The following is a 21,396-nucleotide window of genomic DNA, read 5'->3' on the forward strand; positions in this document are numbered from 1 at the left end:
CCGCGGCGATCACGGCGGCGACTAACCGCCGTCCGGAAGGGGCTTGCCCTGCTCGGCCAGGGTCAGGGCCACCTTGTCGCGCAGATAGGCCGGTTCCACCCGGTCGGCCGGGACGGCCTCGCCCCGGGCGAAGGCGGCCGCCGCCAGGCGGGCCAGGTCGCCGGCATGCGGCAAGGCCTGCGCGTCCATTGACAGCAGGCGGTCGCCCAGGCGTTCGGCCAGCAGGCCATGCTCGGCGGCGAAACCGGTGCCGACGCCGTGCACCGACGCGGCCGGCAGCGGCGCCATCCCGGGCGGCAACACCTGCTCGCGGCCGGCGGCCCGTACCAGGCCGTCGCCGTCACGGCGGAATTCGCCCAGGTAAACCTCGCCCATGCGGGCGTCGATCGCGGCCAGGATCTCGCGGGCATCGGCCGGCGCGCGCATCGCCAGCACCGCCAGGGTGGACACCGGTACCACCGGCCGGTCCAGGGCCAGGGCCAGGCCCTGGACGATGGCGATGCCCAGGCGCACGCCGGTGAAGGCGCCGGGGCCACGCCCCACCGCCAGCGCATCGAGCTGCGAACGCACCAGGCCGGCCTCGGCCAGCAGCTGCTCGATCCAGGGCAGCACCAGCCGGGTGTGCCGGCGCGGCGCCAGCTCGTGTTTCTCGGCCAGTTCGCCCGCGCGCCAGAGCGCGACCGAACAGGCCTCGGTGCCGGTTTCGACGGCCAGCAGGTTCACCGCCGTTCCTCCTCGGGCGACAGGATGGCGCGTTCGGCCGATTGTGCGGCAAAGAAGCGTCTCACGTCGGCGATGTCGCGGCTGCGCGGGAACGGCGGCAGGCTGTCCAGAAAGCTGCGGCCGTAGCCCTTGGCGAACAGGCGCGGATCGCAAAGCACCAGCACGCCGCGGTCGTTTTCGCTGCGGATCAGCCGGCCCACGCCCTGCTTGAGCGCGATCACCGCCTGCGGCAGCTGCTCGTCGCGGAAGGGATTGCCGCCGGCGCGACGCACTGCCTCCAGCCGTGCCTCGAGCACCGGGTCGTCGGGCGCGGCGAAGGGCAGGCGGTCGATGACCACCACGCTGAGCGCCTCGCCGGCCACGTCCACGCCCTCCCAGAAACTGGCCGCACCCAGCAACACTCCGTCGCCCGAGGCACGAAAGCGCTCCAGCAGCACGCTGCGCGGAGCGCTGCCCTGGACGAACAGCGGCCAGGGCGCGTCCCGCAGCGCTTCGGCGGCCTGGCGCAGGGCGCGGTGCGAGGTGAACAGCAGAAAGGCGCGACCGCCGGAGGCCTGCAACACCGGCCGCACGGCATCCAGCACCGCGTCCACGTAGTCGCGGCTGTTCGGCTCGGGCAGACCGGGTGGCAGATAACACAGGGCCTGGCGCGACCAGTCGAAGGGGCTGGGCTGCAGCAGCTCCCGCGGTGCGTCCAGGCCCAGGCGCCGGGCGATGTGGGCGAAACGGCCGTCCACCGCCAGCGTCGCCGAGGTGAAGATCCAGGCCGCCCGGCTCTGCTCCCGGTAGTGGCGCAAGGGCCCGGACACGTCCAGCGGCGTTCGTTGCAGGCTGAATCCGCGCTGGGTCAGCTCGAACCAGCGGACGCTGGCGTCGGGACTCTCGCGGTCGTCCGTTTCGACGACATCGGCGTGACCGCTTCGTTCGCCGGTTCCGCCGGACGCTTCGCCGGGCCCCGGAACATCATTGGTGCCGGCCTCGTCGCGCCAGGCGCGCAGCCGCCGCAGCAGTTCGGCCGCGCGCTCCCCACAGGCGGCGAACCCAGGCGAGGCATCGGCGAGCGGGCCGAGCACGCGGTGCAGCGCCAGCAGCGCCTGTTCGAGCAGGCCAAGCGCCTCGGCCGCCTTGCCGTGGGCCAGCAGGCGCGAGGCCGGGCCTCGCTGCGGCAGCCCTTCCATGGCCAGGCGGGCCTCGCGCATCGCCTGTTCCAGGCCGCGGGCCGGCCCCAGCACCACGGCCAGGGAAGCGGTGACCTGCTTGCACTCGGCCAGGCTGTCGCGGGCCAGATCCAGCAGTTGCCGCGCGCTCAGCCCCTCGCCGAAAAACTGCGCGGCCAGTTCCGGCAACTGGTGCGCCTCGTCCAGCACGAAGGCGGCGGCGCCGGGCAGTATTTCACCGAAACCTTCCTGTTTGATCGCCAGGTCGGCCAGCAGCAGGTGATGGTTCACCACGACCAGGTCGGCGGCCTGGGCCTGCTGGCGGGCGCGGACTACGAAGCAGTCGTCCCAGAACGGACATTCGCTGCCCAGGCAGTTGTCGGTCGTGGACGTGACCTGCGGCCAGAGCGGCGAGTCCTCGGCGATGTCCGCCAGCTCGGCCAGGTCGCCCCGGCCGGTGCGCCCGCTCCAGGCCAGCACGCGCTGGAACTGGGCGGCGAGCTCGCGGCTGGCGAACTTCTCGCCCTTTGCCTGTTCCATGCGGTACAGGCAGAGATAGTTGGAGCGGCCCTTGAGCAGCGCGGTCTTCAGGCCGACACCGAGCGCCTGGCGTACCCGCGGCAGGTCGCGGTGGTAGAGCTGGTCCTGCAGGGCGCGGGTGCCGGTGGACACGATCACCCGCTGACCCGAGAGCAGAGCCGGCACCAGGTAGGCGTAGGTCTTGCCGGTCCCGGTGCCGGCCTCGGCCACCAGGGTGGCGCGATCGTCCATGGCGCCGGCCACCGCCTCGGCCAGGCGCTGCTGGGCCTCGCGCGGCACGAACCCTTCCAGGTTCGCCGCCAGCGGCCCTGCGGCGGCCAGGGCGGCGCGGGTGCGGTCTGCCAGGTCGCCCACTTACATGCGCACCGGCGGTGCCACCGTACAGGCCTCACCCTGCCGCCGGGCGCGTCCGGCGGCCTCGTCCTGGCCGCGGGCGGAACGCGCTTGGGCGATGGCGCTCCAGTTGCGCCGGCACAGGCCGCCGACCTTCGGGCCCAGTTGCCAGGATCGGTAGGCGAAGTGTTCGGCGGCGTCCCAGTCCCGGTTCAGCAGGGCCAGCTCGGCCCGCCATTGCAACAGGTCCGGTGCTTCCGGACTGATCGTCAGCGCCTGCACCAGGGCACGGTCGGCCTCGCGCAGGCGACCGGTCCGCTCATGGGCCTGGGCGAGATGCAGCAGGTCCTCGACCTGCGGATCGCGCAGCGGCTGCACTTCCAGCTCCTCGCCGGTTTCGCCGGCGGCCCGCACCTGCGCGACGAGATCGACCGGATCGGGCTCGCGCGCGGCCGTGGTCGATCCCGCCGTGCCGGCCCGGCAAGCCGCCGTCACGGCCGCCAGTACTGCCGATGCGATCATTGCCAGACGCCTGTCCATGCCCGCCTACCTGTCCCGGCGCCGGCGCTCGCGCCGGTCCTCGTCGCTGTCGTTCCGATCCCGCTCGCCGCCGAAGCGGAACCAGTCCAGCCAACTGCGCTCCACGCAGCTCAGGTGCTCCGGCGGCAGGTAACCGGCCACGAAGGGATAGCGGCGGGCGCCCTCGCAATCCTCCTCGGTGGTGGCGAACTGCTCCGGATGCACCCAGCCCCAGTCCAGGCCCTGCATGCCGACCTCCAGCGGTTCGCTGGGCAGCCTGGCGAACAGCGCCGACCAGACCCGCATCGCGCCGGTGGCGCCGTAAAGGCCGGTCGGTTCGTTGCGGTCGTTGCCGACCCAGACGACGGCCAGGTGCTGGCCGGTGTAGCCGGCGAACCAGCTGTCGCGGCTGTCGTTGCTGGTACCGGTCTTGCCGGCGGCGCGCAGATGGCCCAATCCGTCGGCGATCAGGCGCCGGCCGGTGCCGTCGGTGACGGCGTACTGCAGGGCCAGCGTCACCAGACGGGCGGCGATGGCATCGCCCTCCTGGGCCGGCGGTGCCCGGTGGTCATAGGAGCTGAGCGCCTGGCCCTGCGGATCGAGCACGCCGCGCACCGCGCGCAAGGGCTGGATCTGCCCGCCCGATGCCAGGAACTGGTAGACCTGGGCCATGGCGAACGGGCTCAGGTCCACCGAGCCCAGGATCAGCGACGGATTCGGCTGCGCGCGCACGCCCGCCAGCACCTTCAGCAGCTCGACCAGACGGTCGGGACCCACGTCCAGCCCGACCCGCACCGTGGCCTGGTTGTAGGAATGCGCCAGCGCATCCAGCAGGCTGACCCGGCCGTGGCTCTGGCCGTCGGAATTGTCCGGGCTCCAGGACTTGCCGTTGGGCAGGGTCACGGTGACCGGCGCGTCGTCCACCGGCGTCGCCAACGACCAGCGGCCTGGCTGCGCCAGCGCCAGCAGGTAGACCATGGGCTTGAGCAGGGAACCGACCGGCCGCTGCGCCTCCAGGGCGCGGTTGAAGCCTGGCTGGCCGGCGTGGCGGTTGCCGATCATCGCCAGCACGTCGCCGTTGCGGCTGTCGGTCAGCACCATGCCGGCCTGCAAGGCCGGGCCCTCCTTGCGCTGCGCCTGCTCGAGGGCCTTGTCCACGGCCTGCTCGGCCAGCAGCTGGGCCGAGGGCGACAGGGTGGTCATCACGCTCAGGCCGGCGCCGCGCAGGGCATCGGCCGGGTAATCACGGGCCAACTGGCGCCGCACCAGATCCATGAAGGCGGGTGCCCGGTTGCTGGCCACGCCCGGACGCCGGCTGACGGCCAGCGGCGCCGCCTTGGCCGCCGCCTCTTCCTCGGCGCTGATCAGGCCGACCTGCCGCCAGACCGACAGCACCAGATCGCGCCGGGCCTTGGCCGCCTCCGGCTTGCGCCGCGGGTCGTACAGCGAGGGACCCTGGATCATGCCGACCAGCAGCGCCATCTCGTGCGTGCGCAGCGTGGCCATGTCGCGGCCGAACCAGAACTCGCTGGCGGCGGCGATGCCGTGGATGGCCTGGTTGCCGTGCTGACCCAGATAGACCTGGTTGAGGTAGGCCTCGAGAATGCGCCGCTTGTCGTAGCGGAACTCGATGATCAGCGAGTAGGCGGCTTCCTTGAACTTGCGGCTCCAGCGCTTCTCGCGGCTGAGGAACAGGCTGCGCACGAGCTGCTGGGTCAGGGTGCTGGCGCCCTGCTCCAGCTCGCCCTCGCGCACGTTCACCCAGGCGGCGCGCAGGATGCCCCACCAGTCCAGACCGTGGTGATGCTTGAAGTTGCGGTCCTCGACTGCTTGCAGGCCGGTCACCAGCAGCGAGGGCACGTCCTCGAGCTTGACCAGGCGGCGCTCCTCGCGGGCATTGCCGTAGAGCGTGGCGATGCGGGCCGGATCCAGGCGCGCGTCCTGCGCAGGTTTGCCGCTGGCGCGATCGAGCACCCGCGACACGCGACCGCCGGCCAGCACCACCTCCAGCCGGCGCGCCGGCACCGGACCGGCCATGTCGGTGAAGGGGCGGGTGGCGATGTGGAACCGGCTGCCCTCGCGGGCATAGGTGCCGGGCAGCTCGCCGCCCTCGGCTCGATAACCGGCCGCCGCCAGCTCCAGCTCGAGGGTGGGCGCGTCCAGGCGCTGGCCCGCTTGCAGCGGCAATGGCCGGGCGTAGACGCGGGTCGGCACCTGCCAGCGCAACTGCTCGAACTCGGCCCGGACCTGCTTGTCCAGCTTCCAGAACACCGGCACGCCGATGCCCAGGGCCAGGCCGAACACCAGCAGGGAACCACGAAGCAGCCAGCGCCGCAGGCGCCGCCAGGGAAAGCCGGAGGAGGTGGGAGGGGCGTTGCGGGGCACGGATGGGGATAATTCCGGGGTGGCGCGAGTCTAGCAGGCCGCTCCTTCCCCGCCCCCACCGGATTCTGAACATCGCATGGAAGCCCCTCCCGCCTGGTTGTCCGCCTTCCGCTACCGCATCGGCGCCCTGCGCTCGCTGACGCTGCGCGGCTGGCTGAGCCTGCGCAGCCGCGGCCTGGCCGCCACCTGGCGTCGCTTCCTGGAGCGGCGGGCCCTGGCCCGGCAACCGCTGCCGGCTCTCGCCTCTCGCCTGGTATTCCCGGCGGCCGAAGGCCTGCCGCCACTGCCGGCACCGGAACGGCCGCTGGCCAGCATCGTGGTGCCGGTCTACAACCAGCTGGCACTCACCCTCGGCTGCCTGCGCGCCCTCGCTGCCAGCGGCGATGCCACGCCCTTCGAAGTGATCGTGGTGGACGATGCCTCCGGCGACGACAGTCCCCACGTCTTGCCCCGGGTACCCGGCCTGCGGTATCACCGCAACGCCGACAATCTCGGCTTCATCGGCGCCTGCAACGCCGGCGCGGCGCTGGCGCGCGGCGAGTTTCTGGTCTTCCTCAACAACGACACCACGGTGCAGCCGGGTTGGCTGGATGCGTTGCTGGACACTTTCCGCCGCCACCCCGACACCGGCCTGGCCGGCAGCCGCCTGGTGTATCCGGACGGGCGCCTGCAGGAGGCTGGCGGCATCGTGTTCCGGGACGGCAGTTGCTGGAGCTATGGCCGCTTCGACGAACCGGAGCATCCGCGCTACAGCCACGTGCGCGAGGCGGATTACTGCTCCGGTGCAGCCCTGGCGATCCGTCGCGCACTGTTCGAACGCCTCGGCGGCTTCGATCACCACTACGCACCGGCCTACTACGAGGACACCGATCTGGCCATGCGCGTCCGCCAGGCTGGCTTGAAGCTGCGTTACCAGCCAGCCTCGCTGGTGGTGCATCACGAGGGCGCAAGCGCCGGCACCGATCCCGGCCGCGGCATGAAGGCCCATCAGCGAAGCAATCGGGAGAAGTTCCTCGCACGCTGGCGCGACGAACTGGCCGGCCATCCGGCCGCCGATGCCGACCCGCATCGGGCCGCCCGCCGCCACAGCCGCCACCGGGTTCTGGTTCTGGACGCCTGCACGCCCACGCCCGACCGCGACTCCGGCTCGGTTCGCATGACGGCGGTGCTGCGCCTGCTGCTGGAGGAAGGCTGTTCGGTGGCCTTCTTGCCGGAGAACCAGGCCCACGATGGCGATTGCACCCGCGCCCTGCAGGCCCTGGGCGTGGAAGCCTGGTGGCAGCCGGCGCTTGGCACCCTGCCCGATTGGCTGCGCCGGCACGGGCCGGAACTGGACATGGTGATCGCCAGCCGCCACTACGTGCTGGCGCCAGTACTGCCGCTGCTGCGCACTTACGCGCCGCAGGCACGACTGGTGTTCGACACCGTGGACCTGCACTACCTGCGCGAGCGGCGCGAAGCCGAACTGGCCGGCGACCAGGCCCGGCTGCGCGCGGCCGAGCGCACCCGTCGCGCCGAGCTGGCGCTGGTCGCCGCCGCCGACGAAACCTGGGTCGTCAGCCCGGTCGAGGCCGAGCTGCTGCGCCGGGAGGCGCCGAAGGCAAGGGTGCGGGTGCTGTCGAACATCCTCGAGATGCCGGCGCACGAAGTCCCGGACTGGGACGGCCGCGCCGGCCTGCTGTTCGTCGGCAGCTACCGGCATCCGCCCAACGTGGATGCCGCCGTGTGGATGGCGGAAGAGGTGCTGCCGTATCTGCGCGGGCACGACGCCGGCCTCATGCTGCACCTGGTCGGGCCGGATGCGCCGCCGCGGGTGCAGGCGCTGGGCGAACTGCCCGGGGTGCGTGTCCACGGTTTCGTGCCGAACCTGCAGCCCCTGCTGGACGGTTGTCGGCTGTCGGTGGCACCGCTGCGTTACGGCGCCGGCGTCAAGGGCAAGATCAACCAGGCGCTGGCGCACGGGCTGCCAGTGGTGGCGACATCCTGCGCCATCGAGGGCATGCACCTGGTACCCGGCGAGGACGTGCTGGTGGCCGACGACGCCGGGGGCTTGGCCGCGGCGATCCTGCGGGCCTATGACGACCCCGCGCTGTGGCGGCGGCTGTCGGCGGCCGGGCGCGAGAACACCCGCAGGCATTTCTCGCCGGAGGCGGCCCGGGCGGTGCTGCGGGAATCCCTTGCCGAACTGCCGCCCCGCCGGCGCTGAGGGCAGGACGGCCGGCAGGCGCCGCCGCGCTCAGCGTCCGGCCCGGCGCAGCCTTTCCTCGATCAGGCTCAGGCGCGGATGGTCCGGATCGAGCTCCCGGGCGGCAAGCAGCGCACGCCGGGCCAGATCCAGCTCGTTGGCTCCCAGGCGTTCCTCGGCATGACCCAGCCAACGGTCGGCCAGGCGCCGGCGCTCGGCCGGCAAGGCGCCGCGCCGCGCCTCCAGCGCATCCAGGCAGGCGCGGGCCTGGCCCAGGCGGTTGTCGGTCAAGGCCCGCTCCAGGCAGGCACCGGCAGCGCGTTCGTACTCGTCCAGCGCCCGCGCCACTTCCGGCGAGCCGGGCGCCAGTGACGCCGCCACCTGCAGCCGATCCCAGGCGCTGACACCGGGCGGCTCGATCAGCTCGCCGCGACGCATGGCGGCCCGGGCCTCCAGCAACAGGGCCGGCAGACGCTCCGGATCAGCGTCGGCGCCGACGCCCGCCGCTTCGGCGCTGGCCGCGCGGGCTTGCCGAAGACGCCTCTCGGCGACGGCGATGTCGGGATGGCCGGGACGCCAGCCACGGGCCCGCTCGAGGTCGGCGGCGGCGGTATCGAACTCGAAATCCGCTGCCCGCCGTATCGCCCGTCCGGCCAGGGACGCCACCACCGCATCCAGACCGGCCGCGGCCGCGACATCCTCCGGCCGCTCTACCACCAGCGCCGCATACGCCTCGCCGGCCGCCTCCAGTCGGCCGGCCCGGCGCAGCCCCGCGGCCGCTTCCAGCCGGCGCTGCCACTGCGCCTGCCGTTGCGCCAGGGCCTCCCCCAATCGCGCCTGCAGCGCCGGCAGGCCCAGGTGGGCCGGGTCCAGCGCCTGCACCCGGGCCACTTCGGCGGCGGCGGCATCCAGCTCGCCGGCGGCGATCAGGCGCTCGGCCTCGCCGAGGAAACCGGCCAGCACCTCGCGCCGGCCCTCCAGGGCCAGGGTATTGTCCGGCTGCCGCTCCAGCACCCGGCCGTAGAAGGCCAGGGCGCCGCCGGGACCGTCGTAACGGCCCTCGGCCTGGGCCCGGCGGGCCTGCTCCAGCCAGCCGGCGATGTCGGCCTCGTCGCTTTCGCGCCGTTGCAGTTCCAGCTCGATCGCCGCCAACTCCGAAGCGGGCGCGGCCAGCGCCCGCGCCAGCGCGAGATGACGGCGGCTGGCATCCAGATCGCCCTGACGCAGGGCCTGGCCGGCCGCGCGTACCGCCGCTTCGCGCACCGCCGACAGGCCGGCGCGGGCGCGCGGATGGTCCGGATCCCGGGCCAGCACCGCCTGGAACAGTTCACGCGCACCCTCGCCGCCGGGCTCGCTCAGGCGCCCCTCGGCAAGTGCCTTTTCCGCAGCCTCGATCTGCCGATGCGTTTCCGGGACCGGCACCAGGCGGGTGCCCAGGGTGTCGCGCCAGCGCACCAGGCCCAGGGCGAGGGCCACCACCACCACCGCGGCCACCATGAACGCCAGCCATCGGCGCCAACCGGGCCCGGACCGGCGCGGCCGCGGCGGCCGTCCCGCCGGCGGTCGCGGCCGATCCAGGTCCAGCTGCTCCAGGGCGCCGATCTCCGGACTCAGGCCAGGCTCGTGGCGCCGGTCGGGCATTGTCTCGTCCTCGTCATCGCCGGCGAGGATAACAGCCGCGCTCAGCCCAACCTGCGCGCCTCCTGAACGCCGGGCACCGCGTTGAGCCGGCCCAGCAGCTCGCTGAGCTGGCCGAAATCGGCCACCCGGACGGCGATGCGCAGGTCGGCCAGGCCGGCCGCCTGGTCCACCCGCGACTGCAGGCCGAGGATGTTCACGCCCTGCTGGGCGATCACGTTGCTCAGGTCCTTGAGCAACGACTTGCGGTCATAGGCGCGCAGGGCGATTTCCGCTTCGTAGGCGCTGCCGCCGGCCTGGCCCCATTCCACCGGCAGCATGCGCTCGGGCTGCCTGACCAGCAGACGCTGCAGGGCGGCGCAACCGGCCCGGTGGATGCTGACGCCGCGGCCGCGGGTCAGGTAGCCGACGATGGCATCGCCCGGCACCGGTTGGCAGCAACGGGCGATCTGGCTGAGCAGGTTGCCCACGCCCTCGAACACGAACTGCCCGCGCGCCGGCGGCTTGCCACGGACACGTGCGGGCGCCGCCGGTGCCGGCGCTTCCTTGGCGTGCAGATGTTCGTGCAGAGCGCGGCTGACCTGGCTGGGCCCGACGTCGCCCAGGGCCAGCGCCAGATACAGGTCTTCCGTCGTCGCCAGCCGGAACTTGTGCAGTACCGGCGTCAGGTCGGCCTGGCCGAGAGCGACCCGGCGCAGTTCCTTCTCCAGCAGCTCGCGGCCGGCCTGCAGATTGCGCGCGCGATCGATCCGGTGGAACCAGGCCCGCACCTTGTCGCGGGCCCGTCCCGTGGCGAGAAAGCCGGCGCCGGCCTGCAGCCAGTCCCGGCGCGGCTCGGCCTCCTTGCCGGTCAGTATCTCGACCCGATCGCCGCTGGCAGGCTGATGGTTGAGTGGCACGATCCGGCCGTTGACCTTGGCGCCGCGGCAGCGGTGCCCGACCTCGGTGTGCACGGCATAGGCGAAATCGAGCACGGTGGCGCCGCGCGGCAGGTCCACCACTTCGCCGCGCGGCGTGAGCACGTACACGCGGTCCTCGACCAGCTCGGTGGAAAGGCCGGCCATCAGCGCGTCGTCGTTCTCGCCGCGCGCTTCCAGCAGCTGGCGCATCCAGGCGATCTTGCGCTCGAAGGCGGCATCGGCGCCGCCGCCCTCCTTGTAGCGCCAGTGCGCCGCCACGCCGAGCTCGGCGTGTTCATGCATCCGGTGGGTGCGGATCTGCACTTCCAGGGTGCGCCCGCCCGGACCGACCACGGCGGTGTGCAGGCTGCGGTAGTCGTTGCCCTTGGGCTGGGCGATGTAGTCGTCGAACTCGGAGGGAATCGGCGGCCACAGCTGGTGCGCCACGCCGAGCGCGGCGTAACAGGACGGGATATCGTCCACCAGCACGCGGATGGCGCGGATGTCGTACAGCTCGCTGAACGGCACGCCCTTGCGCTGCATCTTCTTCCAGATGCTGTAGATGTGCTTGGGCCGGCCGGCGACCTCGGCGCGGATGCCGGCCTCGGCCAATGCCGCGCGCAGGCGGAGCTTGGCATCCTCGATGAAACGTTCGCGGTCGGCCCGCTTTTCATCCAGCAGGCGGGCGATGCGCTGGTAGGTGTCGGGCTGCAGCCAACGGAAGGCCAGGTCCTCCAGCTCCCACTTCAGCTGCCAGATGCCCAGGCGATTGGCCAGCGGGGCATGGATGTCGGCGGTGAGCTCGGCCAGGTAGCGGCGCTCCGGGTCCGGCAGGTCGGCGGCCTCGCGCAGGCGCACCAGTTGCTCCGCCAGCAGCACCAGCACCGCGCGCAGGTCGCGCACCAGGGCCAGCAGCAGGCGGCGCAGCCCTTCGGCGTTGCCGCGCCGGGGCTGGTCATGGTGCAGTCCGCGCACCTGGTCGGCGGCATCCAGGCCGTCCAGCAGGGCCGGCAATCGCGGGGCGTCCGCCGGCAGCGCGCCGGCCGAAGCGGCGCGCAGGGCCGGCCAGCCGTGCAAGGCCGCCGCCGCCAACACCTCGGGATCGGCGCGCAAGGTCTGCAACACCGCCAGCACCCGCAACGTCCTGGCCTCGTCGGCATCGGCCGGCAAGCCTTCGGCGTGCGCGCGCAGCGCCTGCAGCGGCGGCGCGGCGGCGACCGGTGTATCCAGCCAGTCGGTCAGTCGGTCCATGGCGGTGCCTTGGGCGGGATTCGGTGGCGTCCGGATTCCCGGCGGGGTTAGACTGCCGCGAATCCATTGGCAGTGTACCCATCCAGGGACCCGAACCCATGCGCCGACTCCTGCTTCCGCTCGCCCTGGCCGCCGCCGTCGCGGCCGGCCATGCCCAGGCCCAGTCCTTTTCCTCGCTCGAAGAGCGGATGACCGAGTCCGAGTTCAAGGCCGCCGGCCTGGACAAGCTCAGCGAGGAGGAGCTGGCGGCGCTCAATGCCTGGCTGGCGCGCGAAGTCGGCGAAACCGCGGCATCCGCATTGGCCGAGGACAGGCGCGGCTTCCCCGCCGATCGCTATGAGCCCGACCTGATCCGCTCTTACGTTCCCGGCGAATTCCGTGGCTGGTCCAGGAAGGGCGAGCTGATCACCCTGGCCAACGGCCAGGTGTGGGAGGTGTTGGAGGTGAGCTCCCGCCTGAGCGTGAAACTGACCGACCCCGCCGTCACCATCACTCGCGGCGTGCTGGGCGCCTGGTACTTCAAGGTGGACGGCTACAACGCGCGCGCCAGCGTCAAGCGGGTCAAGTAAGCGCTTGCAACTGCCGGGCCAGGCGCTTGGCCGAAACCTGGCGCCGGGTGCCCAGTTCCTGGGCGAACAGCGAGACTCGCAACTCCTCCAGGTCCCAGCGCAAGGCCTGCCACTCCGGGCGTGTGGCCCGGCCGTCGGCACGGGCCGCGGCCAGCGCGTCCACGAAGGGTTTCAGCTCCAGCATGCGGGCCTGGTCGCGGACGGGATCACGCAATGCCCGCTCGATGCGCAGCTCCAGTGCCTTCAGGTAACGCGGCAGCTCGGCCAGCGCCCCGGCCGGCGTCTCGCGCAGGAACCCGGGCGGCACCAGTTCCGCCAGCCGGTCGCGCAGGTCGTCCAGATTGGCCTTGGCCCAGCCCATCAGCGGAGCCTCCAGCTTCGGCCTGATTTCCGCTACCTGGCCCAGGATCCGTTCGGCCAGCGACAGGCGCTGCATTGCCAGCGGAAACAGGCGGCGGCCGGCATCGGCAACGAGCGAACGGAACGCCTCCCGATCGCGGATGTCCTCCATCCCCCCGGCCAACAGATCGGCCAGGGCCGACTGCACCAGGTCCTCGCATAGCCGTTCGTGCGCCGGCGTGTGGCCGGGCGCGTGCCGGAAGCCCTCTACGCCGGCATAGAGCAGGGCCAGTTTCGCCTGCACCGGCAACTGCCTGCGCGCCTGCCGGCAACGGTCCGCCAAGGCGATCAGCACCAGGCGGCGCACACCGCGACCGTGTTCCTCCCGGGCCTGGGTCGGGTCGGCGAACACCCGCAGGGCAACGTTCTCCCCTTCTTCCACCAGCGCCGGATAGGCCGGCACTCCGGCTGCGCCGGGCACGGAGGGCGGCAGCGGCTCCTCGGGAAACGCAGTCAATCCGGAGCGGGCCAGACCTTCGGCGGCGTGGGCCGCGAACGCACGTTCGGCGCGCTCGCCGAAACGGGTGCGCAACTCGTCGAGGTCGCGCGACATGGCCAGTACATGGCCATCGCGTTCGGCCAGGCGCAGGTTGAGGCGCAGATGCGGCTCCAGGGCAGCCGGGTCGAAATCCGGCGCTCTTACCTCGACACCGGTCACCTTCGTCAGGAAACGGGCCAGACAGGCTTCGAACGCATCGGCCTCAGGCCCGGGAAAGGCCTCGCGGAAGGCACGGGCGAAATCCGGCGCCGGCACGAAGTTGCGCCGCAGGGCCTTGGGCAGAGTGCGGATGAGGGCGGCCGCCTTCTCCTCGACCAGACCCGGCACCAGCCAGCCCAGGCGGATGGGATCGAGAGCGTGCAACAGGTGCAATGGCAGGTCCAGGGTGACGCCATCCTCGGAATGGCCGGGCTCGAAACGGTAATGCAGGGCCAGACGCGCATCGCCCAGCGGAAAATACTTGGGGAAACGGTCGGTGCCGCTGCCTTCGCCCGGCAGCAGGTCGGCCAGCGACCATTCCAGACGACGCCGCTCGTCGGCCGGCAGCCGGCCGTACCAGGCATCCAGGCCAGCCACGCTGTTGATCTCCGCCGGCAGGCGGTCCAGGTACCAGCGCGCCATCCAGTCTTCGTCGACCACCAGGCCGGCGCGGCGCAGCTTGGCCTCCTCTTCGCGCGCTTTTTCGAGCGTGGCCAGGTTGCGCTTCAGGAACCCGGCCCGGCAATCCACCTCGCCCGGCACCAGAGCCTGGCGAATGAAGATCTCGCGCGCCTCGGCCGGATACAGGCCGCCGTAGTGCACCGGCCGGCGCGGCGCCAGCACCAGGCCGAACAGCGACACCTGCTCGCTGCCTATCACCCGCCCCTGGCTGCGCGACCAGTGCGGATCGAAGTGCTTGCGCGCCAGCAGGTGCGGCAACTCGGCCATGACCCAGTCCGGTTCGATCCTTGCCGCCATCAGCCCCCACACCTTCTGCGTGTCCAGCAGGCTGGCCACCAGCACCCAGGCCGGCGGCTGCTTCGCCAGCGGCGAGGCCGGAAACAGCTGGAACCGGCGCTGCCGCGGCGCCTCATAGACGCCCCTGTCGCCACGATGTCCGATCTGGGTGGGCAAGCCGGCGATCAGGGCCCGGTGCAGCGCCTGCAGCCACCGTGCCCGTGCCTTGCTCCCGTCCTCGGCATCCGCGCCCGGAATCGAGGCTCGGGCTCCCGCTCCGGAGTCGGGGGTCCGGCCCCGGCGGTGCTCTCGCGGCCAGTCGGCGGTGGCGAGCACGAGCTGACGGTGCAGTTCCCGCCATTCGCGCATGCGCAGGAAACCGAGGAAGTGGCGCTCGCACCAGGCCCGCAGCTTCGACTGGGTCAGCTCCTCGTGCGCCTCGCGGTAGGCTTGCCACAGCTTGAGGATGCCGACGAACTCGGAGGAAGGGTCGGCGAAGCGGGCATGGGCCGTGTCGGCCGCCTCGCGCGCCTCGGCCGGTCGTTCGCGCGGATCCTGGATGCCCAGGAAGGCGGCGATCACCAGCACCTCGTCCAGCACGCCGTGCTCCCGGCCCGCCAGCAGCATGCGCGCCAGTTTCGGATCCACCGGCAGGGCGGCCATGTCCCGGCCTATCCGGGTCAGCCGGCGCTCGCCGTCCACCGCGCCGAGTTCGGCCAGCGTCTGCCAGCCGTCGGCGACGGCGCGCGGGTCGGGCGGATCCAGGAAGGGAAAGTCCTCGACCCGGCCAAGGCCCAGGTGCAGCATGCGCAGGATCACCCCGGCCAGCGAAGCGCGCAGGATCTCCGGATCGGTGTAACGCGGCCGCGCCGCGTAGTCGTCCTGGGAATACAGCCGGTAGCAGGTCCCGGCGGCAATGCGCCCGCAACGCCCCTTGCGCTGGTCGGCACTGGCCTGGCTGATCGGCTCGATGTGCAGGCGGTCCAGCTTGCCGCGCGGGCTGTAGCGTTTCACCCGGGCCAGGCCGGGGTCCACGACGTAGCGGATGCGCGGCACCGTCAGCGAAGTCTCGGCCACGTTGGTGGCCAGCACGATGCGCCGGCCCGGCCCCGGATTGAACACCCGGTCCTGGTCCCGCGCCGACAGCCGCGCGTACAGCGGAATGACTTCGGTGGCGCGGTACTTGCGTCGCTCGAGCGCGGCATGGGCGTCGCGGATCTCGCGTTCGCCCGGCAGGAACACCAGCACGTCGCCCAGCGGATCCTCGCCGGTGATCTCATCCACTGCCGCCACGATGCCCTGCTCCACCGACACCGGCTCGGCGACATCCTCCTCGCCACCGCGCGAAGGGCCAGCCTGCAGCGGCCGCCAGCGCAGCTCGACCGGAAAGCTCCTGCCCTCGACCGTCACCACCGGCGCGTCGCCGAAGTGCCGGGCAAAACGTTCGGTGTCGATGGTGGCCGAGGTGATCACCAGCTTGAGGTCGGGCCTGCGCGCGACCAGCCCCTTCAGGTAACCGAGCAGGAAGTCGATATTGAGACTGCGCTCGTGCGCCTCGTCCACGATCAGCGTGTCGTAGTTCGACAGCCGGCGATCGGACTGGATTTCGGCAAGGAGGATGCCGTCGGTCATGAACTTGATGTAGCTGTCCTCGCCGACCTGCTCGGCAAAGCGCACCTGGTAGCCGACCGCGCCGCCCAGCGGAACGCACAACTCGTCGGCAACCCGGCGCGCGACGGCCCGCGCCGCGATCCGGCGCGGCTGGGTGCAACCGATCAAACCGGCCCGGCCGCGGCCGGCGGCCAGGCAGAGCTTGGGCAGCTGCGTGGTCTTGCCCGAGCCCGTTTCGCCAGCCACGACGACCACCCGGTGCCGGCGGATGAGCTCGACGATGCGCTCACCCTCGCGCGAAACCGGCAGGCTGTCGTCGAAGCTCGGCACCGGCGCCTGGGCATCGCGTCTGGCCCAGGCTTCACGCGAGCTTGCCAGCGCTTTCTCGTAGGCCTGCCGCCGATCGGGCCGGTCCGGCGCCGCCATCGCTTCGGAACGCAGGCGCGCCAGGCGAGCGCGGTCACGGCTGAGCACGCCGTCGCGGGGGAGCGGCGGAATCTGCGCGGTTCTGGCTCTGGTCTCCGGCATGAGCGCGGCATTCTAGCAATCCGCCCTTGCGTCCCGCCGGATCGCCCATAGCTTAGGATGCGAACATCCAAACCACGGAGGCCGTGACATGGCAGCGAAAAAATCCGCCCCGCAGGAGGCTCCCGGCATCGACATCGGCATCAGCGAGAAAGACCGCCGAAAGATCGCCGACGGCCTGTCGCACTTCCTGGCCGACAGCTACACGCTGTACCTGAAAACGCACAACTTCCACTGGAACGTCACCGGGCCGATGTTCAACACGCTGCACGCGATGTTCATGACCCAGTACAACGAACAGTGGACCGCCCTGGACGAGATCGCCGAGCGCATCCGTGCCCTGGGCTTCCGCGCGCCCGGTTCCTATGCCGAGTTCGGCAAGCTCTCGAGCATCGCCGAGGAGAAGGCACCGGACCAGCTCGACTGGCGGGAGATGGTGCGCCAGCTGGTGCTCGGCAACGAGGCGGTCTGCCGCACCGCCCGCAAGGTGATCAAGGCCGCCGAGGCGGCCGGCGACGACCCGACCGCCGACCTGGCCACCCAACGCCTGCAGGTGCACGAGAAATACGCCTGGATGCTGCGCTCGCTGCTGGAGTGATCGCCGGCCCCGACCGCAGGCATCGCGGCGTGGAAACCCCGGGACCTGCGTTTTTCGACCACCCGCTAGAGCCGGTGCTCCAGCACCGGCACGGCGCCCGGCCCCAGGCGCAGGTCGTCCACGCTGATGATGGCGCGGCCGCCGAAGCGGCTGCGCGGCCGGGCGATGTCCACCCCGGTGGCGGAAAGCACCAGGGCCTGTACCCACTCGGTGCAGTACATGGCCTGGCCGCCGTCGTCCAGGCTGAAGCGGCGGTCGAAGGGGATGCCGCGCCAGTCCGGCGCTGCCGCCAAGCGCACCGTCGCCTCCGCCTGCGGCCCGTTCAGGGCCGGGCGTACCACCGCCACACCCCGGGCGCCGGCCAGGAACTCCGCCAGCGAGTCGGAACGGACGCCGCCGATGCCGCTGCGGTCGTCGGCTTCGGTATGCACCACCCGCCACTGGCCGCCTTCGAACACGGCCACGCCGACATGGCTGTAGAAACCTTCGTCGCCGGAGGCCACCGCGAAGTATCCGCTCCACAAGCCGTTGCCGCGCCGGAACACCAGATCGGCCGGCCGCAGCCTGGCCTCGAGCGCCGCCACCGGCACCCTGTCCAGGATGCCCGTGGCCGGCACGACGGGTACCGGGATCGGCGACGGCGGGCGCGGCGCGGCCGGGCCGGAACCCAGGGCCAGCCAGACCGCCACCGCCACCGGTCCGATCAGACGCATCGCCCTACTTGTTGCCCTGCATGTCCAGCTTCCATTCCCCGTCTTCCTTGACCAGGGTCTCGGTGCGTTCTTCGCCGTCGGTATCGCGGTAACGCACGGTGGCCTTGTCGCCCTCGATCTTGGTTTCGAGGATCTCGACCTCGCCGCCGGCCTCGCATTGGGCCTTTATTTCGGCCTTCACCTGCTCGGCCTTTTCGGGCTCGGCCATCACCGCGCCGAGCATGGCCACGGCCGGCTGCGACTTCTTGCTGACGAAGGCCTGCATGGACGTCGGGTCGCCGGTGCGGCAGAGCTCCTTCTGCATGTTGACGATGGTGTCGCCTGGCTGCTTGCCCGCACAGGCGGCCAGGGCCAGGGTGGCGACGGCGATCAGGGGAAGCCGGAACTTGGTCATGTCGGTCCTTTATGGTTTTTTCGATGCGGATCGGCTGCGAACTGCCCCGCGAGTATAGACAACGGTGCCGGGGAGCGCCTGCGGCCGGCCTCTGCGACTCGAATCCCGGGCCGCGGCTCTCCACCCCGCCTCCGGCGCCGACCACCGCATGGTATCGTCGCTGCGGCTTTTCCCACCGGAACCGACATGACCGCGATGCCATACCCACCGCCCAGGCAGTGCCCGGGCGAGATTCGCGGGCGGGTACCGGCCGGGCGGCGATGAGACGGGCGACGGCGAGGGACGGCTCGTCCGCCCTCGAATTGCTACGTCGCGTCTTCGGTCACGACCGCTTCCGCGGCCGCCAGCAGGAGGTGATCGAGCACCTGCTGGCCGGCGGCGACTGCCTGGTGCTGATGCCCACCGGCGCCGGCAAGTCGCTGTGTTATCAGGTGCCGGCGCTGCTGCGCGAGGGCACCGGCATCGTGGTGTCGCCGCTGATCGCCCTGATGCAGGACCAGGTGGAGGCCCTGGCCCAGCTCGGCGTACGCGCCGCCTGCCTGAACTCCAGCCTGGCCGCCGGCGAGGCGGCAGCAGTGGAGCGGGCCCTGGTGGCGGGCGAGCTGGACCTGCTCTACGTCGCGCCCGAGCGGCTGCTGACCGAGCGTTTCCTCGGCCTGCTCGAACGCAGCCGCCTGGCCCTGTTCGCCATTGACGAGGCGCATTGCGTGTCGCAGTGGGGCCACGATTTCCGACCCGAATACCGCGAGCTGAACCTGCTGCACGAGCGCTGGCCGCAGGTGCCGCGCATCGCCCTGACCGCCACCGCCGACCCGCCGACCCGCCGACCCGGCGGGAGATCGCCGAGCGCCTGGATCTGGCCGACGCTGCCTGGTTCGTCACCAGTTTCGACCGGCCCAACATCCGTTACCGCGTCGCGCTGAAGGAGCATCCGCGCCGACAGCTGCTGGAGTTCCTGGCCGGACATCGCGGCGAGTCAGGCATCGTCTACTGCCTGTCCCGGCGCAAGGTCGAGGAAACCGCGCAGTGGCTCGCCGGCCAGGGCTGGGTCGCCCTGCCCTACCACGCCGGCATGGAGGCGGCCGAGCGCGCCGGCAACCAGCGTCGTTTCCTGCGCGAGGACGGCGTGGTGATGGTGGCGACGATCGCCTTCGGCATGGGTATAGACAAGCCGGACGTGCGTTTCGTCGCCCATCTGGACCTGCCGCGTTCGATCGAAGGCTACTACCAGGAGACCGGCCGCGCCGGCCGCGACGGCGAGCCGGCCGAGGCCTGGCTCTGCTATGGCTTGGGCGACGTGGTGCAGCTGCGGCAGATGATCGAACAGTCCGGCGCCGGCGAGGAGCGCCGCTGGCTGGAGCGGGGCAAGCTCGATGCGCTGCTGGGCTACTGCGAGTCGCTGCGCTGCCGCCGGCAGATGCTGCTGGCCGCCTTCGGCGAGGACTGCCCGCAGGCCTGCGGCAACTGCGACAACTGCCTGCAGCCGCCGCGCAGCCGCGACGGCACCGTAGACGCGCAGAAGGCCCTGTCCTGCGTCTACCGCACCGGCCAGCGCTACGGCATCGGCCACCTGGTGGACGTGCTGCGCGGCAAGGACAGCGAGCGCATCCGCCAGCTCGGCCACGACCGCCTGAGCACCTTCGGCATCGGCGCCGACCTGGACGAACGCGGCTGGAAATCGGTGTTCCGGCAGCTGGTCGCTCTCGGTCTGCTGGACGTGGACCTGGAGGGCTACGGCAGCCTTTACCTGGCGCCGGCGGCGCGGCCGGTGCTGCGCGGCGAGCAGACGGTGCGCCTGCGCGAGGATCCGCTGCCCGTGCGCGCCGGCCGGGAACGCCGTGCCGGCATGACGCCGGCGCCGGCCGCGCTGGCGCCGGAACACCGGCCGCGGTTCGAGGCGCTGCGCGCCCTGCGTGCCGACCTGGCCCGCGCCCAGGCGGTGCCGGCCTACGTCATCTTCCACGACGCGACCTTGCGCGCCATCGCCGAACGGCAGCCGGAAAGCCTGGACGAACTGGCCCGCATCGGCGGCATCGGTGCGGCCAAGCTGGAGCGTTACGGCCGGCAGATACTCGAGGCGCTGGAGGCCGCCGGGGCGGATCCTTGAGGATCCGCCCCGGCCCCCCGGGACTCAGGCCATCGCACTCTCGGGGACGTGGGAGTGCGCGGCCTGGGCCCTGGACACCGAGACCGGGGCGATCGGCCTGCCGGGACGTGCCGCCGCCCGCTCCGCCACCAGGGCGGCGAGCAAGGGTCGCTCGCCGGCGCGGGCCACCGCGTCCAGCAGGGTCAGGTCGAGAATGTCGCGCTGGGCATGGCTGCCGCCGAAACGCTGCGCCTGATTGCGCACGCGGCGCAGATGCAGGCTGGCTTCGCGGTGGTCGCCCCTGGCCTGGGCCAGCAAGGCCCTGGCAACCGGCAGGCCGGCCTCGCGGGCGAACACCGCACTGTCGTCGTCGGCATGGGTGGCCACCACCAGTGCTTCCAGCAGCTCCTGCCGGCCTTGCTCGCGGCCGGCGCCGATCAGCGCCATCAAGGCATGCACGGCATTGAAGGCGTAGTGGCCCAGCGGCCCCGCCGCCATCCAGCGATCGGCCACCGTCTGCCAGCGATCGCCGACGTCCACGCCCAGCAGGCGCAACCGCCAGAGCATGGCAGTGGCGTCCACCAGGTCGATCGCCAGCGGACTTTGCGGTCCGCCGATGCCCTCGTCGTAAAGCCGCAGCGCCTCTTCCGGCTCGCCCTCGGTCAGATGGAACAGCGCCAGATGCCAGGTGTTGTGCACGGCCAGATAGCTGGAGTCGGACCAGACCGGTCGCGAGGGCCGCAACCATTCGATGCCACGGCGCGATTCCCCGCGCATTTCGTGCACGTGCGCCACCGCATGCCAGGCCCAGCCGTCGCGCGGCTCGATCTCCACCGCCTCGCGGCCATGCCGCTCGGCGGCCACGTACTCGCCGCACTCCTCCAGGCCGAAGGCGTACATGCCGAGCAGGGCGTGCCAGCCGGGGCGGCCGGCATCCCAGGCCGGCAGGGCGCGGGCGATGCGGTCGCGCAGCATGCGCGAATCGCCGCGCATGAAATCTATCTGGTGCGCCGCCAGCAGGGCCAGCTCGTCGTGCGGCCAGGCCGCCGACACATCCTCTAGCAACAGGCCGGCGGATTGCCAGCGGCCGGCAGCCAGTTCGGTGACTGCCGCCAGGTGACCGCGCTCGCGCTCGTCCATGGGCAGTTCGGCGGCGGCGCGCAGGCACTCGATCGCCACGGCGCGACCGGCCGGTTCGGTACCGATCAGGTTCAGCCAGGCCTTGGCCAGATGCGCCAGCGGCATGTCCGGCGCCGCGGCGATGGCCCGCTCGACCTCGGCCAGCGGGTCGCCGACCAGGCAGCGCATGTTGCGGATGGCGGAGACATAGGCGTCGGCGGCGGCAGGATTGGCGCCGCTCATCGGAAGGCCTTGTTCGTCCCTGAATTTCGTATGGGGCATGTGCGATCCTCCGGGGGTACGGAGCGGCCAGTCTG

General features: G+C 71.9%; 13 protein-coding genes and 1 pseudogene. 4 read left to right on the plus strand and 10 right to left on the minus strand.

Annotated elements, in window-relative coordinates; genetic code table 11:
- Positions 1 to 21: 21 nt before the first annotated feature.
- The 4 genes from tsaB to mrcB are packed head-to-tail and all read right to left on the minus strand — an operon-like array spanning position 22 to position 5,657.
- Positions 22 to 723: a tRNA (adenosine(37)-N6)-threonylcarbamoyltransferase complex dimerization subunit type 1 TsaB gene (gene tsaB, locus F0415_RS06395; RefSeq protein ID WP_149860380.1), complete on the minus strand. Its 702-nt coding sequence runs from the start codon at positions 721 to 723 to the stop codon at positions 22 to 24.
- Entirely contained in the window at positions 720 to 2,774 is a 2,055-nt protein-coding gene (gene yoaA, locus F0415_RS06400; RefSeq protein ID WP_149860381.1) for a DNA repair helicase YoaA, read from the minus strand. The genes tsaB and yoaA overlap by 4 nt, the downstream gene beginning before the upstream one ends.
- A complete protein-coding gene (locus F0415_RS06405) occupies positions 2,775 to 3,293 on the minus strand; it encodes a tetratricopeptide repeat protein (RefSeq protein WP_149860382.1) in 519 nt (172 codons plus the stop codon).
- A 6-nt stretch (positions 3,294 to 3,299) separates the two neighbouring features.
- Positions 3,300 to 5,657: a penicillin-binding protein 1B gene (gene mrcB / locus F0415_RS06410; protein ID WP_149860383.1), complete on the minus strand. Its 2,358-nt coding sequence runs from the start codon at positions 5,655 to 5,657 to the stop codon at positions 3,300 to 3,302.
- A gap of 76 nt (positions 5,658 to 5,733) precedes the next feature.
- Here mrcB and F0415_RS06415 point away from each other — a divergent pair, with 76 nt between their 5' ends.
- Entirely contained in the window at positions 5,734 to 7,863 is a 2,130-nt protein-coding gene (locus tag F0415_RS06415; protein ID WP_149860384.1) for a glycosyltransferase, read from the plus strand.
- A gap of 30 nt (positions 7,864 to 7,893) precedes the next feature.
- Here the strand turns inward: F0415_RS06415 and F0415_RS12775 are convergent, their stop codons facing one another.
- Both F0415_RS12775 and F0415_RS06425 read right to left on the minus strand, forming a co-directional pair.
- Complete coding sequence (locus F0415_RS12775; protein WP_188310313.1) at positions 7,894 to 9,483, minus strand: hypothetical protein; 1,590 nt, start codon at positions 9,481 to 9,483, stop codon at positions 7,894 to 7,896.
- 41 nt (positions 9,484 to 9,524) lie between these two features.
- Complete coding sequence (locus F0415_RS06425; protein ID WP_149860385.1) at positions 9,525 to 11,630, minus strand: bifunctional (p)ppGpp synthetase/guanosine-3',5'-bis(diphosphate) 3'-pyrophosphohydrolase; 2,106 nt, start codon at positions 11,628 to 11,630, stop codon at positions 9,525 to 9,527.
- 98 nt (positions 11,631 to 11,728) lie between these two features.
- Between F0415_RS06425 and F0415_RS06430 the strand changes: the two genes are divergently transcribed.
- A complete protein-coding gene (locus F0415_RS06430; RefSeq protein WP_149860386.1) occupies positions 11,729 to 12,199 on the plus strand; it encodes a hypothetical protein in 471 nt (156 codons plus the stop codon).
- Here the strand turns inward: F0415_RS06430 and hrpA are convergent.
- Positions 12,192 to 16,172, minus strand: coding sequence for an ATP-dependent RNA helicase HrpA (hrpA, locus tag F0415_RS06435; RefSeq protein ID WP_149860387.1), 3,981 nt, complete (start codon positions 16,170 to 16,172; stop codon positions 12,192 to 12,194). The two genes, F0415_RS06430 and hrpA, sit on opposite strands and share 8 nt — an antisense overlap.
- Positions 16,173 to 16,260: 88 nt before the next feature.
- Here hrpA and F0415_RS06440 point away from each other — a divergent pair, with 88 nt between their 5' ends.
- Entirely contained in the window at positions 16,261 to 16,767 is a 507-nt protein-coding gene (locus F0415_RS06440) for a Dps family protein (RefSeq protein WP_149860388.1), read from the plus strand.
- Between the two features lie 65 nt (positions 16,768 to 16,832).
- Here F0415_RS06440 and F0415_RS06445 read toward each other — a convergent pair whose 3' ends face one another.
- Both F0415_RS06445 and F0415_RS06450 read right to left on the minus strand, forming a co-directional pair.
- A complete protein-coding gene (locus F0415_RS06445) occupies positions 16,833 to 17,480 on the minus strand; it encodes a YiiX/YebB-like N1pC/P60 family cysteine hydrolase (protein ID WP_149860389.1) in 648 nt (215 codons plus the stop codon).
- A gap of 4 nt (positions 17,481 to 17,484) precedes the next feature.
- Positions 17,485 to 17,874 carry a DUF4878 domain-containing protein gene (locus tag F0415_RS06450; protein WP_149860390.1) on the minus strand — a complete coding sequence of 130 codons (390 nt, stop codon included), beginning with the start codon at positions 17,872 to 17,874 and terminating at the stop codon, positions 17,485 to 17,487.
- A gap of 260 nt (positions 17,875 to 18,134) precedes the next feature.
- Between F0415_RS06450 and recQ the strand changes: the two are divergent.
- Positions 18,135 to 19,981: pseudogene (gene recQ, locus F0415_RS06455) on the plus strand (DNA helicase RecQ).
- 24 nt (positions 19,982 to 20,005) lie between these two features.
- On the opposite strand, the gene F0415_RS06460 reads toward recQ, so the two are convergent.
- On the minus strand, positions 20,006 to 21,361 hold the full coding sequence (locus F0415_RS06460; RefSeq protein WP_188310314.1) for a tetratricopeptide repeat protein: 1,356 nt from the start codon (positions 21,359 to 21,361) through the stop codon (positions 20,006 to 20,008).
- Between the last annotated feature and the right edge of the window lie 35 nt (positions 21,362 to 21,396).

This window comes from Arenimonas fontis (genome assembly GCF_008386465.1).
Classification (GTDB): Bacteria; Pseudomonadota; Gammaproteobacteria; order Xanthomonadales; family Xanthomonadaceae; genus Arenimonas; species Arenimonas fontis.